The sequence below is a fragment of the Marinicella litoralis genome (genome assembly GCF_002591915.1).
GTDB lineage: Bacteria > Pseudomonadota > Gammaproteobacteria > Xanthomonadales > Marinicellaceae > Marinicella > Marinicella litoralis.
Genome location: NZ_NIHB01000001.1, coordinates 79,638 through 96,027, shown reverse-complemented (window position 1 = coordinate 96,027; position 16,390 = coordinate 79,638). Strand labels below are relative to the sequence as shown.

The following is a 16,390-nucleotide window of genomic DNA, read 5'->3' as shown; positions in this document are numbered from 1 at the left end:
ACAAAGCCATCAGCTTGCATTCAAGGATGTGCATGGCCAAAGTGATTTAACATCAGTGGCCGCTTGTTTTTCTTTCTATCAATTGTTAGTTGTTGTAGTGATCTTAAGTCGAGTGATTTGCCACAAGAATTTTTTCATCATACTGTGGTTTGTAGGAAAATCACTACAGTGTTATCAGAGTTTATGGGTATATAAATTATCCCTGCTTCAATATGATTTATCGTGTAGTTAACTTTTTCGCTTGGTTTTTCAGTTCAGATCAATAGCAACAACCAATTTTCACTGGTTTCATATTGAGTGTCAGCTTTCACTGTCCAATTTCGAATTTATATATAAGCGTTAATGAAATGCTGCACAGATTAAGCCTGTAATAGGGATTAATGCTTATTTCAAATTGTGTGAGGAAATTAAGATGTTTAAAATTAATCAAAAAATCAAGTCAGCTTGGCTATTGATGCTGAGTCTCCAACCAGCCATTATTATGGCGGGTGCCGGACAAACACTGGACCAGCCCAATGAGTCCGTCCATGTTTCTAATAACGATTCTGTACAGACCTTACTAACCCATCCTGTTGATGGGATAAAAGGCAGGGCATTGAGCGGCTCCATGGGTCGGTCTGAAGAAACCAAAGCCAATAAAAACAATGAATCGACTGAGTACGATGAAATGGGACAAGCTCATTTCGATCCGGTTTTTCAAGCTGGGTCAATCATCGATCAAGCTTTGGCAAATAAAATTGCCAAGCTCAATGGGGGGCTAAACAACGACCAAAATGCCACTGAGTCAATTCGATTGATGGTTTATTTGAATTACTTTCCACATGAACAAGTGTTTAAACAAACCATCCAAAATCACCATGCTGAAATTACAGCCTTGGAATTCAAACGGCAGGGCTTGTTGGCAGAGACTGCTGGTCAAAGGGATTCAGCAGCCCCAACCGATGCCTTGAATTACCCTTCTATGTTGGTGTTTGATGAGGCTTATAAAGACGAGTTGAAAGCCATGAACACAGAACATGAAGCCTTATCCTTATTGATAAAGAATGAAGCAGTGGCTGAAATCAGCGACCTGATCAATCGCTTTCAACATCCGATAAAGTCACAATTAAACGCCATGGGTGTGGATGTTGAATTTGGCGCAATCGCTGGCAATGTATTGGTGGTAAAAGCCAAGTTAGACCAAGTTGAAACCATTGCGACCATTCCTGGCGTTTTGCGCATAGCTGAAGATGTGATGATGGAAGGTCAATTGAATGTCCTGCCTGCAGCTGCGATGGTTGATCCTGATGATTCTTCCTTGTTGGGGTTATGGGATTCGGGTGCAGATGGCGGTATTTATGATCCGGCGATTATCGACAGTGGTTTGGATGACAACCATCCTGCCATGCAAAACAGCGCCAGCCCATTAAGGAATAATTTTCAAACGTGGTACCTGGTGGCAGCCAATGATTCAACTGCTTTTGATGATGCCAATACAACCGATGATTTACAAGGCCATGGTACGGCCGTCGCTGGGATTGTCGGTAGTTATGGCAGTTCAGGTTTCACTTCACATTTAGGCATGTCACATGGGGTTGATAAACTGGTTAATTTAAAAGCCGGATTTTTGAATACCTCGGGAACCGCGAGCATGTTTTATTCCGATTTGTATAGAATTGTTGATCGCGGTTTGAATAATACCAATTCATTGATGCCCAGCAATTCCTTCAATGATGACATTGATGGAATGAACCTCAGTTACGGAGGGGCTACCTCCCTTGACGACACTGATGTGGGACGATTTTTGGACGCGGTGATTGCCAGTTATACCGATACACCCATAACAGTTTCAGCCGGGAATTCAGGACCTACCAACACCCTTTTTTCTGATACTGCCAGCGCCTACAATGTGATTACTGTCGGCAATGCCAATGACCGAAATACGGTTTCCAGAGACGACGACATCATGCGATCATCCAGTACAGTAGGACCAACAGCCAATGGTCGAAAAAAGCCAGACATTTCAACGTACGGGTCGTTTATTTCAGCACCTAATAATGATTGGGAAGGCGCGTCCGCTGATTTTGTAAACTTTACTGGAACTTCTGCTTCTGCTCCTGTGGTTTTGGGGGTGATTATGGATTTGAATGATGCCGGTTTGTTTGATGAGCTGGCTGTCAAAGCCCTGTTGATTAATACCGCACAAAAGAATTTGCCATCGGTTTCGATTGAAGATGATTCAGATGGGTGGGACCCTCAGGTGGGTTGGGGTGTGATGAATGCTTTTGCGGCTTATTTTCATCGGTTTGACACCTTTAAAGACTCAGTGACACCACGCAATACCGATGGGGATTTTCAATTGTATAAAGGATCCATGCGTGATGAAGGCATCCTTGGTGAAGGTCGAGACAGGGCGACATTGGTGTGGAACCGAAGTGCGACATATGAACCCAATACTGCGCCCAGTGAATATTTCGGTTTGAGCGACATCAACTTACGGCTTTATGCAGAGGACAACAATAATTTACTGGATACTGACTTAAATGGCATTGATAACGTGCATCAGGTCAGGGTGGGAGCTGGCGCAACCGATACCGACGTGGTGGTAAAAGTCTATGCTTGGTCTACCACTTTTGTCAACGGCGATGCGGCTGAAGAATATGCTTTGGCGACTGAAGATGGTTTTACTCGAGTGGATTTTCCAACGCAATTTCAAGGGATTGCTGTGTGGCCTACAGAGGTAGAGCCGAATGAAGTGTTTGATGTTCAATTTTGGCTCAGAAATGACTCTGATTTGGCCAGTCACAACAATGAATTCGATTTGAATTTGCCTGCTGGTTTTACCTTAATCAGTGGTGTAGACACACAAGTTGTGGGCTCAGCAGCTGCCAAAGGAGGCAACACTTCCACGGTTACCTACACCATCCAAGCCGCTGCTGTGGTGGCAGATGGGATTAACCTACAAGTTCAACACAGTCACAATTCTTATCTGGAAGATTACGGCCCTTTTAATTGGAACATGGGTATCAATGTCAGGGTAGACAACACCCCACCGACTCCCAATCCAATGGGCTTCGCATCTCTGCCTAATAACAACGGTTTGAATCAACTGAGTATGCTGGCCCAAACCGCATTTGATACGCACAATGATCCGATTCAGTACTATCATGATTTTACCAGCGCGCCTTCAGGCGGGTTTGGAGGGACAGACTCGGGCTGGATTAATGATCGTAATTACACCGATTTGGCCTTAGACAGCAACCATGAATATTGTTATAGGGTATGGGCTCGAGACAGTGCCGCCTCCCTTAATGTGACAGCACCTTCGGCAAGTGCTTGTTCTTATACCAGTCAACCTACACCAGAAGCTGTGCTGATAGGTGGTGTTGCGACCAATTCAATCACGGTTTCAGCCGCTGTTCTACCACCTAATATCATACTGGGTAGTTCAGGTCTTCAATTTAATAATGTTGAAGCAGGTACCACTTCGGCTTGGCAGCAAAACAACACGCCATGGGAATCTAATGGATTGACGGCCGCCACAGAATATACTTTTACTGCGCGAGCTCGCAATGGTGATGGTGATGTATCGGTGGAAGGTCCGGCTGTAATGGCCAGCACTTTGGCCAATCCACCAGCGGTAAATTCAATTGAGTTGATCTCAGATTCGCAAATTCAAATCAATTTGAATGCCAACAGCAATGGTTTGGGTGCAGAATACCTGATTCAAAATGTCAGTAATGGCATTGATTCAGGGTGGCGTAATCAATTGAGTTGGGTGCAAAGTGGTTTGGCTTGTAACACCTCATATACATACCAGGCGCGAGCCAGAAATCCAGATGGCATTGAAACCATCATTGTCAGTGTAGGTACCATCAATAATGATTGCAGCACTGATGTGATCTTTGTGGATGGGTTTGATAACTAAGTCATTATTCAACAGCCTTAAAAAAACCAGTCACATTAAATGGCTGGTTTTTTTGCTTACTCAACATCAATAATTACCAATCAAACATTGGATCAATAAATCGATGTCCTCACGTTCCAGTTCGCTGTTAAGGGTGATGCGCAAGCGACATTGGTTTTTCGGTACGGTTGGTGGTCTGATGGCAGTGGTGATGATGCCACATGCTTTAAGGTAAGCCGATTTTTCCATCGCCGCTTGCTCTGTTTTGAGCACAATGGGTTGGATTGGCGAGTTGGTGAATTTTGCCTGGTCGGCCAAATCATATTGTTCACAACCTTTTTGAAAATAATAAATCAGTTCCAATATTTTTTCTCTTCGCCAAGGCTCGGTGCGAATGATTTCTAATGCCTTCAAGGTGGCTGCCACCACCGGTACCGGCAGTGAAGTGTTGTATTTATAGGTGCGGGCTTTTTGAATGATGGTTTCAATCAAAGTGTCTGATGCCGCCACATAAGCACCAGAAGTACCGAAGGCTTTACCAAAAGTGCCAGATAAAATAGGTACTTCAGATTCGCTCAATGCCATGGTGTCTAACACACCTCGACCTTTCTCACCCATCACGCCTACCCCATGACAATCATCCACCCACAACAAAGCATTGTATGTATGCGCACTCAATGCAGCAGAAAACAAATCGTGACTGTCACCGTCCATGCTGAACACACCTTCAGTGGCCCACAGTTTAAATCGATTGATGTCTTCTTTCAGCAATGCCTCGGCTTTTGCGTTGTTTAAATGTGGATAACGTTTAAGTTCAGCGCCTGTGATTTGTGCGGCATCAATCAATGAAGCATGATTCAAACGGTCTTGAATAAACCAATCTTTGCGTTTTAATAAGGCTTGGGCCACACCTAAATTGGCCAAATAGCCAGCTGAAAACAACAGCACACGGGGATAGTTCAGAAAGTCAGCCATGGCGAACTCTAGCTCTTGATGCATAGAAGTGTATCCAGACATCAATGGCGAGCCAGTCGAGCCAAAGCCAAATTTACTGGCGGCATCATGTGCTGCCAAAATTACCGCAGGGTGGTTGGATAAACCCAAATAATCGTTGCTGTTGAAGTTCAACATTTTGCGACCTTCAATCGATACATATCGCCCGACTTTAGAAGTTCGGGTCATGCGTTCACGGAATAAATTATCGGCTTTGAGTTTTGCCAGTTGTTTTGCTAGTTGTTCTGGGTTCAAGGCATGTTGATTGGTTTAAGTTATTTAATATTGTACCGGCTCTGGGGATTAAAGTGCTGAATGAAGTTATTTTTTAAAGGATTTTTAAAAACCATTTATTCCGCATTGAACGCTTATTTCGTTAGATTTTTGTTAGCCAAATCAGGATGAGCCAACCATCATTTAATCATCAGGAAACCATCATTAAGCCAAGGTCGCTTTTCATTATGATGCTCATTCCATTGAAAATGGAGATCAAAGTTTGATCAATCTGAATTTAAAGCGTGCTTAGGCACAATGAGGAGTAAATAATGAAATTATTGATACTGACCTGTCTTTTTTTGGTCGCTGGCGCAACATCGGCAGCTATTTTTCAAGTTAATTTAACCGTGCAAGATCATGTTGACGACAATCCAGGAGATGGGGTTTGTGATATACCTACAGGTGGTTTTTGTACTTTGCGGGCAGCGGTTATGGAAGCCAATGCACTGGCAGGAACTGACATCATTGTACTGCCAGGGAATGCCACCATTCGATTGACCCGGACTGGTTCCAATGAGAATGCCGCCGTCACTGGAGATTTAGACATCACTGAGTCTGTGGCTATTGGTACATTCGTTGAAGACATTGAAGATTTTCCAACGGTCGATGCCAATGGTTTGAGTGATCGGGTTTTTCATGTGTTATCAAACAGCGGCTTGGTGTCATTTTTAAGTTTCAAGATAATCAATGGTTCAAGTGACAGCAATGGCGGGGCCATTAACATCAGTACCGGCAATGAGGTTGAAATTAACCAAGTCTGGTTTGAAGACAATACAGCCAATTCCGGCGGTGCCATTTACCTCAGTCCTTTGAGTGAATTGGAGGTCGTTGGCAGTGTATTGGTCGGTAATGCGGCGGTTAGCCAAGGGGGTGCATTGACCATTTATGGGGCCACCGACATCAAACAATCCACTGTTTTTGAAAATCTAAATTTCAACAATGATCAACAAGAAGCGATCTTTGTCGGTTATGACGCCATAGCTGACAGCAGCCAATTAACCCTGAGGAACTCCACGGTTTTTGATAATGACAGGACGGGTATTTATGCCGTGGCTGCAGATGTCTTTATAAGAAATTCAACCATAGCCAATCATCAATTGGGTTTTGGTGTTGCAGTGAATCCTGGAGCCACCGTGCCGGAGCTGAACATTCGCAATTCAGTGTTTAATCTCAATAATGTAGATTGTTCTCATGGAATCATTGATTTGAGTGTAGACAATTGGAACATTTCTTCAGACACGTCTTGTCTCAGTGGTGGTTCGACCAATTTAACTGAGGACCCAAAATTAACTGCTTTGAAGGTGGATGCTGATAACTGGCATCGTTATTACCGACCAGGTTTTTTTAGCCCAGTGGTGGACAGTGCACATCCATCGGCTCCAGGTCCTGGCATAGGCTGTGAAGCAGTAGACCAAAGGGGTGTGATGCGGGCACAAGATGGTGATCACAATGGGACCGCACGTTGTGACAGAGGGGCCATTGAATTATTAGATGATGTGATTTATTACGATGATTTTGATATTCAGTATTGAAGTCAGATGCCAATTGTTTTGATGCAAAACGAAACTCAAGGGTTGTGCGATTGACATTAACCCTTGAGCGGGCATTCAAGTGTTTCGATACCAAACATCAATGCCGTTTGGGCATCGGTTCTATGCCCAATTTACGGAACAAGGCCATGTCTTTGTTTTCTTCTGGGTTCGAAGTGGTGAGTAATTTTTCACCGTAGAAAATTGAATTGGCACCGGCCAGGAAGCACATGGCTTGGACCGGCTCAGACATGTCGTTGCGTCCTGCCGATAATCGCACCATGGATTGTGGCATCATGATTCGAGCCACCGCGATGGTTCTGACAAAATCCAATTCATCCAGTTTATCGATGCCGTGCAAGGGCGTGCCTTCAACCTGGACCAAAGCATTAATCGGTACACTGCCGGGGTGTTTTTCTAAATTGGCTAAAGCCATCAGCATACCACCGCGATCACGTTGTGATTCACCCATACCTACGATGCCACCGGAACACACATTGATGCCGGAATCTTGAACATTTTTCAAAGTGTCCATGCGCATTTCAAATTTCCGGGTGGTGATGATTTTTTTGTAATATTCTTCAGATGTATCAAGGTTGTGGTTGTAGTAGTCTAAACCAGCATCTGATAATTTTTTGGATTGATCCGGTGACAACATACCCAGAGTCAAACAGGTTTCCATGCCCAGTGCTTTAACCCCTTGTACCATTTTAATCACTTGGTCCAAATCTCGGTCTTTTGGGCTGCGCCAGGCTGCACCCATGCAGAATCGAGTGGCCCCTTGTTCTTTGGCCAAACTTGCTTGTTCAACCACTGTATCAACGGCCATCAATGGCTCGGCTTTGACTTCAGTTTCATAACGAATGGACTGTGGACAATAATTACAATCTTCAGGACAAGCGCCGGTTTTGATGCTTAATAAAGTGCTGATTTGAACGTGATTGGGGTTGAAGTTTTCACGGTGAATTTGCTGTGCTTCAAACAACAAGTCGTTAAAAGGCATGGCAAACAAGTGTTCAACTTCTTCAATGGTCCAATCGTGTCTGATGATAGATTTTACAGTCATTATTCAGCGAAAAATTAAAAATTGGAAGTATGCGTTGCAGGGGGCATTTAGTCAATGATTGTTAGGAAATTTCATGATCAATTCGAATCTGAACACATCAAAAATGGAACTTGATATGGTATTGGGTTTTGCCTGATAAAGGTTCTGTAGCCCAAATGATAAAGACTTTGCTTGGTATGAAAAACACCAAGAAAGTGTCATGAAAAAAAAGAACAAGTACTGGCCAGTTTGGCTAGAAAAGTCAGCCGAAGATTTGGCTGAAAGGACTTTGAACTCAGCAGATGGCGTGTCCGAGTAAAGTGACTCAGGTCAGAGAAACAAGTGTTGTATCGCTGGTTTCTCTGATGGCTGAGATTCAATCAACCACTTACTCAAAGCCATCAATAAAGATGACATCATCCATTTCAGTGGGACCAGTGATTTTCATCAAAGCCGACCAGGCCACTGCATAAAGTTCACCATTTTCATCTTCTCCCATGCCGGTTACCGCAAATCCGCCGATGAGTGTTCCCATGTCATGAATTTCCCAAGCCATGCCCAGAGGCCTGGCAACAAAATAAGTACCATCACACCAATCAGTAAATAAATACCAACCATAAAGACCTGAAAATTCACTGCCACGATAGCGATAGCCGCCAACGGCTGTGCAGTAATTGCTGTTAGGTTGATTGTGTTGTAAAGCTGCAAAGGGTAACTCATTGGGTCCATTGGGGTCACAACCACTCAAACCAGAGGCATCAGCACCTTCAAAACAGGGCCAGCCGAAGTTTTCGCCGCCTGAACTGGTTGCGGGTACATGGTTGAATTCTTCCCATGTGTCTTCGCCCACATCGCCAATGAATAAATCGCCGTTTAGCCGATCAAATGAAAATCGCCAAGGGTTTCTTAAACCACTGACCCAGATTTCATCTGCACCGTTGATGCCGACATAAGGGTTGTCAGGTGGGATGGCATGGTTTTTGTTGGGATCAGCTGGAAAATCATCACCATCGACATCAATTCGCAGTATTTTTCCCAACAAGCTGTTGATGTCTTGCGAAGCCATCGGGTCACCGCTGCCATCACCAGAACTGATATATAAATAGCCATCGTTGGGACTGAAATGTAAATCGCCGCCATTGTGCGCACCAAAAGGCTGATCAAAAGTCAAAACTATATAGGCTGAACTGGGGTTTGCGAGGTTAATGTCTGCATCAGATACCGTGTAGCGAGCCACCACGGTGTCACCGTTGTTGTCGGTGTAATTAACATAAAAGTATCCATTGTTGCTGTAGTTGGGATGAAAGGCCAAGCCCAATAAGCCCTGTTCACCACCGCTGGAAATGAGGGCACTGATGTCCAAAAAAGGGGTGGGCAGGTGGATGCCATTTTCAACCACTTTGATTTGCCCACCTTGTTGGGTGACAAACAAACGGTTACTGCCATCGCCCGCATGGGTCACACTGACCGGCGATGAAAAACCATTGGCCACATTTTCAGTGCCTAAAAATGCCGGTTGAGCCAACAAAACTTGGGTGGTACCTACCAGACAAAACCAAAACAATATTTTCACAATCCACCTCTGTCTAATTTTATTTAATGTAATCAACCAACCCTTATAAGTTGGTTGTGCTTATTCAGTCTAAATACAGTGGGCTAAAATCGTCCATAGGCAATCGCATGAACGGTAATTAATCATGACTTAGCGGTTATAAAATGATTGTTCAGAGCGGTTTTTTGTTGTTGATGTCTTTGATTAATTGAGACAATTCAGCATCGGATTTCAACTTTTAAACTTTAAATACAAGCCAAAAATTTGCCGTATCTGTGTTCATGTCTTGGTTTTTATTGTTGTGCTCATTTCAGTTTAAATCATCCATTGAAACATTAATGGCTTTACGCCATAACGTCACTTTTGCGTCATCCAGCTGCCAGTGCCGCGCCAACTTCAACAACAAGTCTGTATGGTTTAAATGCCACATCTGTTAAAATCATTGCCTTTAAAACATAAGAAACAACATGGCAGTTCACGAAATCAATCATCCTCTGGTTAAACACAAAGTCGGTTTGTTGCGTCAGAAGAACATAAAAGTCAAAGACTTCAGGACCATCGTTTCAGAAATTGGTGTGTTGTTGACCTATGAAGCGACCAGAGATTTAACCACCGAAACAATCCAGATAGAAACTTGGGCAGGGCACACTGAAGTTGAAAAGTTCAGTGGTAAAAACATTTCTGTGGTACCCATTTTACGGGCTGGTTTGGGGATGTTAGATGGTGTGTTACAAGTGATTCCAGGCGCCGGTGTTTCGGTGGTGGGTTTTGCTCGCAACGAAGAGACATTGGAAGCCGAAGTCTATTATGAAAAATTGGTTACTGACATCAAAGACCGAGATGTGCTGGTGATTGACCCCATGTTGGCGACCGGCGGCACTTTGGCGGCGACATTGGAGTTGCTCAAAAAAGCAGGTTGCCGCAAGATCAAAGGTATTTTTTTGGTGGCCGCACCTGAAGGATTGGCCAGAATTGAAGCGGCTCATCCTGATGTGGATATTTATGTCGCTGCCATAGATGGTCATTTGAATGAACAAGGGTATATCTTGCCTGGTTTGGGTGATGCGGGTGATAAAATATTTGGTACGCTGTAAGCCGCCATGATGATCTATAAATACCTGCTGGGCCCTTTGTTGTTATTACAAGGTCTGTGGGTGCGTAAAAAGACACCTGTATTACCAGAGCCAGTGGATCAAACCAGTGGGTCGCTGGGCCACGGCAAGCCCATAAAGCTGCTGTTGTTGGGCGATTCTTCAGCAGCCGGTGTTGGTGCCGAAACCGCCGAAGCTTCTTTATTGGGGCAGCTGTTGAAAAACCTTGCCCCAGCACATCAGGTGAATTATCAGATGTTGGCCAAAACCGGGCAAACCACAGCAGGTATGATTGAAGCATTAAAGTCACAAACCAGTCAGTCATACGATGTGGTTATCACGGCTTTGGGAGTCAATGACGTCACCGCACAAGTGCCGGTTAAAAGCTGGCTCAAGCAACAACAAAATTTACTCGAGCTGATTGATCAAAAATTTTCACCACAAATGACCTATGTATCTGGTTTGCCACCGGTCAGGGAATTTCCAGCATTGCCGTGGCCATTGAATGCCTATATGGGTCAGTGTGCCGATGATTTTAATACAGCCTTGATTGCATTATGTGACCGACAAGATCGCGTCATGTTTCACTCATTAAGGGGATACCCACCTGAGGCTCAGGCGGCAGTCGATGGTTTTCATCCAGGCCCAAAAGTTTATGCTTTGTGGGCACAATATTTGTCAGATGACATTGCAAAGTCTGTTATTGAATGTCAGCATTAATCATCCACACTTAAAACCATGATAGAACAATTGATCAATCACTCCACACTGAATCAACTGGATTCAATCCAACAAAGTTTTGACACAGCCAAGCCTTTCAAGCATGTGGTGATTGACGATTTTTTCACCACATCATTTTGTCAAAAATTGTTGGATGATTTCCCAGATTTTGACAACAAAGACGCGATCGATGAAAACAAAACACTGGGTAAAAAAGCCGTGGTCCAAACGGTCAGCCAAATCAGTCATTCGTATCGATCATTGGATTTAATGTTTCAAAGTCCTGAGTTTTTGGCCATGATTTCTCAAATCACTGGCATCGATGATTTGCTTTATGACCCGCATTATATTGGCGGCGGCACCCACAACAATTTAGATGGTCAAGAGCTTGATCCACATGTTGATTTTACCCACCATCCCATCACCAATCACCACCGCCGTTTGAATTTAATTGTTTATTTAAACCATGAATGGGACGCCTCTTGGGGTGGCAATTTGGAGTTTCATAAGAACCCAAGATTAGATCCTGATGAAGATGAAATCACCCGCGTAATACCGCTGTTTAACCGAGCGGTTATTTTTGAAACCCACAACCATTCTTGGCACGGCTTTCCTCCGATTGGTTTGCCCGATGATAAACAGGGTGTGAGCAGAAAATCATTTGCTTTGTATTACTACACCAACAAAAGACAACAAAGCATAGACCCTCATTCAACCATTTATGTTGAAAGGCATTTACCGCCTGATTTTTTGGTTAACAAGGTTTTGACAGATAAGGAAATCAATCAAATCAAAGCATCGGTGGCTCGTCGAGACCAACACTTGGCCAGGTTGTACAAAACCATTACGGCTCAGACCATCGAAATCAACCAATTAAAAACCGATGTGCTGCGATACAAAACCTTGGGCGCCAACCCCAGCAAACAAGTTGAGCTGATCGAACGACAAATGGCGTTGTTGAGTTATGACGAAACTCGTTTGCTTAACCGGGTTCAAGAGTTGGAAAACTCAAGCTCCTGGAAAATGACCGCACCCTTAAGAAAACTCAGGCGGTGGCTGGGTAGGTCGGTTTAAAGTTTGTTCTGTTTGTCATATATTTGAGGTTTCCCCCAACCAATCAACGACAATGAAGTGGAGTTACCGTTGTGGTCTTGGTTGAATTTAACTTTCATTTTCATGGTACCAAATTGAAAAGTGTCTTTACCCACAATAGTCAAGCACTTGGTTTTTTTCAGTGACCAATTACTATAAGGCAGTACGCTGAGGTCATGACATAGGTCGCATGTCATGCATGTAACAATGTGACCAACAGCACTGATGAAACCCATAAAAATAAGTACAATGATTGATAAATTATTTTTAGCTATTGGAGAAAACATGAAAAATAACAGTTTGTGGTTAATTGCTGGTTTGGTTGGTTCGTCATTCACCGTGCAAGCAGAACAAAGTTTAGATGAAATATTGGCCGAATATGTGGAGGCTAAAGGTGGCATGGAAGTGATTGAAAACACCCAATCAATGACAGCAACTGGAACAATGACTTCAGGACCAATGGAGTTTCCTTTTACGTTTACCGTCAAAGCACCAGACAAAGTTTACATGTCTTTTGAAGTGCAAGGCATGAAAGGGATTCAAGCTTTTGACGGTGTAACTGGTTGGCAAGTGATGCCTTTCATGGGTAAACCCGAAGCTGTATTGATGTCAGAAGATGAGTTAAAACAAATCAAAGACCAGGCTGACATTGAAGGTCCATTGATCAACTCAAAAGAAAAAGGCATTGAGCTTGAGTTAATCGGCCCGACTGAAATTGAAGGCACTGATGTGGTTGAAATCAAAGCCACCAAAAAGAACGGTGACGTGATTCATTTGTTCTTGGATCAAGAGTACAAGCTTGAAGTAATGACCCGCGCCAAAATGAGCATGATGGGTCAAGAAATTGAAGCAGAAACTTACTTCAGTGATTACAAAGAAGTGGGTGAAGCCGGTGTGCCGATTCCGCACAGCATGGACGTTAAAATCAATGGTTCAAACCTACAAGGCATGAATTTTGATAAGGTTGAATTTAACACAGAAATTGATGATTCAATATTTGTAATGCCTGCAGTCGCTGAGAAAAAAGAAGCCGCTGAAGCCATCGAATAAGCCGGACTGAGCCAATGAGAAAATTGATAAGTGGACTGATTGTTGCTGCTGTTTTGCCCACGACCCTGTGGGCCAAAGACATCAAGATAGATTCTTACACATTCGGCGGGCTTAAAGCCAGGTCTATAGGCCCTGCTGTTATGAGTGGCCGCATATCTGCGCTAGATGCCACGGCTGGTGATGTACCCATTATTTATGTGGGTACAGCCAGTGGTGGCTTGTGGAAATCAAAAGATGGTGGGATTGGTTTTGACCCCATTTTTGATGAACACAACCAATCTATTGGCGCAGTCAAAGTGGATCCCAATCAACAGGAAAACATCTGGGTAGGTACGGGTGAATCTTGGGTCAGGAACACCGTTTCGGTGGGTGACGGGGTCTACTTTTCTGATGATTCTGGTGAGAAATGGAAACACTTGGGCTTGGCAAAAACCGAGCGCATTGCGGCCATTGAAGTCAGCACCCAATCCAGTGATACGGTGTTTGTTTGTGCCACGGGCGCGCTGTGGAGTGATGCCAAAGAAAGGGGTGTTTATCGCACCACTGATCAAGGCTTGAATTGGGAAAAAGTGTTGTATGTGAATGAGTCCACAGGTTGTTCAGATTTGGTAATGGATCCTCACAATCCGAACATCATTTATGCTGGCATGTGGCAATTTAGACGCCACCCAGATTACTTTACTTCAGGTGGCGAAGGCAGCGGTTTGTACCGATCGGTTGATGGTGGCGACAGCTGGCAAGAACTGAGTAATGGATTGCCAAAAGGTGAAAAAGGCCGCATCGCTTTGGCCATTGCTAAATCACAAAGTACCACCGTATATGCCACTGTGGAGTCAGCAAGTACGGCCTTATATCGTTCAGATGACATGGGTAAAAGTTGGCAGAAAAAATCTGATGCTGGCATGGTTCAAATGAGGCCATTTTATTTTGGCGAATTACAAGTGGACCCCACTGACCCAGAGCGGGTGTATAAGCCAAGTTTTATCACAGTGACCAGTACAGATGGTGGAGAAACTTTTTCATCCATGTTTGGCGGTGGGTTTAATTTTCCGGTTCACCCAGATCATCATGCTTTGTGGATTAATGACAAAAACCCCAATCAGTTGGTACTGGGCACCGATGGTGGCGTTTACATCAGTTACAACAAAGGTGGCAATTGGCGCATGGTCGGTACTTTACCCGTCAGTCAATTTTATCACGTGTCACACGATGACCAATGGCCATACCATGTGTATGGCGGCCTACAAGACAATGGTTCCTGGGAAGGGCCTTCCAGGGCTCCAGGTGGCATCAAGCCAGGAGATTGGAATTCCATCGGCATGGGTGATGGCTTTTGGGCTTTTGTTGATAAACAAGACCCGAACATCATTTACTCTGAATACCAAGGCGGTAAATTATTGCGTTTGAACCGCCACATTGGGGAAGTTAAAAACATCCCACCAGTGGCCGGTGACGGCGAAGAAATGTTGCGATTTAACTGGAACACCCCTTTGTTGGTCAGTGAAGTTAATCCGGGCACCCTGTATTACGGTTCACAGTACCTGCACCGCTCAATGGATCAAGGTGAATCATGGACCACCATTTCACCAGACCTGACCACCGATGATCCCAAACGTCAGCGCCAAGCCAGTACCGGCGGACTCACCATCGACAATTCAACGGCAGAAAACAATGCCACCATTTACACCATTGCTGAATCCTTGGTCGATGATCAATTGTTGTGGGTGGGCTCGGATGATGGCATCATCCACGTCTCGAAAAATGCCGGTGAAAGCTGGCAGAATGTCGGTAAAAACATCAAAGGCATTCCTAAAGGAACCTGGGTGTCTCGGGTGTCAGCCAGTCCACATCAAGCCGGCACGGCTTTCGTGACTTTCGATGGTCACCGCACCGGTGACATGCAGACCTATGCTTATCGAACCGATGACTATGGTCAATCATGGAGCGCCTTGGCCGCCGATGATTTGGGTTATGCTTGGGTGTTGAAACAGGACCGTGTGAACCCTGAATTGTTGTTCCTTGGTACCGAATTTGGTTTATACATCAGTTTAGATGCAGGATCTACTTGGGCCAGATTCAAAGAGAATTTACCCAAAGTGGCGGTCCATGATTTGGTCATTCACCCGACTGAACACGATGTAATATTAGCCACCCATGGACGCGGCGTTTACATCATCGATGACATTTCACCACTGCGTGCTTTGACCCAAGAAATGCTGTCGGAAAATGTGGTGATGTTGCCATCCAGGCCATCGGTGATGGTGGAAGGTGGTGCATTACAAAGCTTTTCTGGGGGCAATGATTTCATTGGCGAAAACCCATCAGAAGTGGCGGTCATTACCTATTATTTGAAAAAACGCCACATGTTTGGTGACATGAAAATCAATGTACTGGATGACCAGGATCAAATCATCACCTCTTTGGTGGCTGGTAAAAGACGCGGCATCAACCGCGTGGATTGGCCGATGCGTTTGAAAGCACCGAAGTTCCCACCATCCACTTCATTGGTCCCGGGCTTCCAGGGTCCCAGGGTTGCTGAAGGGACTTATAAGGTGGAATTGATCAAAGGCAAGAAAAAGTACTACTCAACGGTTGAGCTGGTACCTGATCCCCGTTCGTCACACAGCAAAGCAGACCGCATGGCACAACAAGCCTTGTCGATGAAGCTGTATGATGCCATCAATGATTTGACCTTTCAGTTGGCCCAGTTGAAAGACGTGGTGACTCAACTGAATGAAAAGGAAGGATTGAAGTCATCACAGCAGGCTAAAGTTGAAAAGTTTGAAAAAGCTTATAACCAGCTGAATGCCCGCTTCACCGCCACCAAAAAAGGCATGATCACCGGCGAATCCAAGCTGCGAGAGCAGTTAGGAACTTTGTTTGGTGATGTGGTTGGATTCAATGGCAAACCCAGCCAAACCCAATATCAACAAGCCGATACTTTGGTGGCTGAAGTCGGTGTGGCGCTCAAAGCGGGTCAAGATTTACTTGATCAACAGTTACCAGCCCTGAGCAAATCATTGGGTGATGATCAGCCGATCAAACTGTTAGACCGGGCCACCTGGGATGAGAAAAATGGTTTGGGCCTGGCCACCCAAAAAGTCAATAAGGCGTGGTTTGTCAATGGTGGTCACGTCTACCATTGATCTTCAACTT

The 16,390-nt window shown here is 44.5% G+C and carries 10 protein-coding genes; 7 read left to right on the top strand and 3 right to left on the bottom strand.

Annotation, left to right across the window (positions count from 1 at the left end):
• The first annotated feature begins 412 nt into the window (after window positions 1-412).
• Window positions 413-3,907, top strand: coding sequence for a S8/S53 family peptidase (locus tag CCS90_RS00465; protein ID WP_099017547.1), 3,495 nt, complete (start codon window positions 413-415; stop codon window positions 3,905-3,907).
• 66 nt (window positions 3,908-3,973) lie between these two features.
• Here the strand turns inward: CCS90_RS00465 and CCS90_RS00460 are convergent, their stop codons facing one another.
• A complete protein-coding gene (locus tag CCS90_RS00460) occupies window positions 3,974-5,134 on the bottom strand; it encodes an aminotransferase class I/II-fold pyridoxal phosphate-dependent enzyme (protein ID WP_099017546.1) in 1,161 nt (386 codons plus the stop codon).
• Window positions 5,135-5,424: 290 nt separating this feature from the next.
• Here CCS90_RS00460 and CCS90_RS00455 point away from each other — a divergent pair, with 290 nt between their 5' ends.
• A complete protein-coding gene (locus CCS90_RS00455) occupies window positions 5,425-6,687 on the top strand; it encodes a right-handed parallel beta-helix repeat-containing protein (protein WP_099017545.1) in 1,263 nt (420 codons plus the stop codon).
• Between the two features lie 97 nt (window positions 6,688-6,784).
• Here the strand turns inward: CCS90_RS00455 and bioB are convergent, their stop codons facing one another.
• Both bioB and CCS90_RS00445 read right to left on the bottom strand, forming a co-directional pair.
• Complete coding sequence (gene bioB / locus CCS90_RS00450; RefSeq protein WP_099017544.1) at window positions 6,785-7,750, bottom strand: biotin synthase BioB; 966 nt, start codon at window positions 7,748-7,750, stop codon at window positions 6,785-6,787.
• Between the two features lie 367 nt (window positions 7,751-8,117).
• On the bottom strand, window positions 8,118-9,302 hold the full coding sequence (locus CCS90_RS00445) for a PQQ-dependent sugar dehydrogenase (RefSeq protein ID WP_211336966.1): 1,185 nt from the start codon (window positions 9,300-9,302) through the stop codon (window positions 8,118-8,120).
• Window positions 9,303-9,748: 446 nt separating this feature from the next.
• On the opposite strand from CCS90_RS00445, the gene upp reads away from it, so the two are divergent.
• The 5 genes from upp (at window position 9,749) to CCS90_RS00415 (ending at window position 16,380) form a co-directional block, all read left to right on the top strand.
• Complete coding sequence (gene upp / locus CCS90_RS00440) at window positions 9,749-10,375, top strand: uracil phosphoribosyltransferase (protein ID WP_099017543.1); 627 nt, start codon at window positions 9,749-9,751, stop codon at window positions 10,373-10,375.
• Window positions 10,376-10,384: 9 nt separating this feature from the next.
• Window positions 10,385-11,092, top strand: coding sequence for an SGNH/GDSL hydrolase family protein (locus CCS90_RS00435; protein ID WP_162846744.1), 708 nt, complete (start codon window positions 10,385-10,387; stop codon window positions 11,090-11,092).
• A gap of 18 nt (window positions 11,093-11,110) precedes the next feature.
• Window positions 11,111-12,166, top strand: coding sequence for a 2OG-Fe(II) oxygenase (locus tag CCS90_RS00430; protein WP_099017541.1), 1,056 nt, complete (start codon window positions 11,111-11,113; stop codon window positions 12,164-12,166).
• Window positions 12,167-12,469: 303 nt separating this feature from the next.
• Window positions 12,470-13,234, top strand: a complete 765-nt coding sequence (locus CCS90_RS00420; RefSeq protein ID WP_133566436.1) for a hypothetical protein — start codon at window positions 12,470-12,472, stop codon at window positions 13,232-13,234.
• 14 nt (window positions 13,235-13,248) lie between these two features.
• Window positions 13,249-16,380, top strand: coding sequence for a VPS10 domain-containing protein (locus tag CCS90_RS00415; protein WP_099017538.1), 3,132 nt, complete (start codon window positions 13,249-13,251; stop codon window positions 16,378-16,380).
• The last annotated feature ends 10 nt before the right edge of the window (window positions 16,381-16,390 follow it).

What these genes read in the sequence shown, in the direction of transcription:
- CCS90_RS00465 (WP_099017547.1), top strand. Translation starts at nt 413, where the DNA reads ATGTTTAAAATTAATCAAAAAATCAAGTCAGCTTGGCTATTGATGCTG.
- CCS90_RS00455 (WP_099017545.1), top strand. Translation starts at nt 5,425, where the DNA reads ATGAAATTATTGATACTGACCTGTCTTTTTTTGGTCGCTGGCGCAACA.
- bioB (WP_099017544.1), bottom strand. Translation starts at nt 7,750, where the DNA reads ATGACTGTAAAATCTATCATCAGACACGATTGGACCATTGAAGAAGTT.
- upp (WP_099017543.1), top strand. Translation starts at nt 9,749, where the DNA reads ATGGCAGTTCACGAAATCAATCATCCTCTGGTTAAACACAAAGTCGGT.
- CCS90_RS00435 (WP_162846744.1), top strand. Translation starts at nt 10,385, where the DNA reads ATGATCTATAAATACCTGCTGGGCCCTTTGTTGTTATTACAAGGTCTG.
- CCS90_RS00430 (WP_099017541.1), top strand. Translation starts at nt 11,111, where the DNA reads ATGATAGAACAATTGATCAATCACTCCACACTGAATCAACTGGATTCA.
- CCS90_RS00420 (WP_133566436.1), top strand. Translation starts at nt 12,470, where the DNA reads ATGAAAAATAACAGTTTGTGGTTAATTGCTGGTTTGGTTGGTTCGTCA.
- CCS90_RS00415 (WP_099017538.1), top strand. Translation starts at nt 13,249, where the DNA reads ATGAGAAAATTGATAAGTGGACTGATTGTTGCTGCTGTTTTGCCCACG.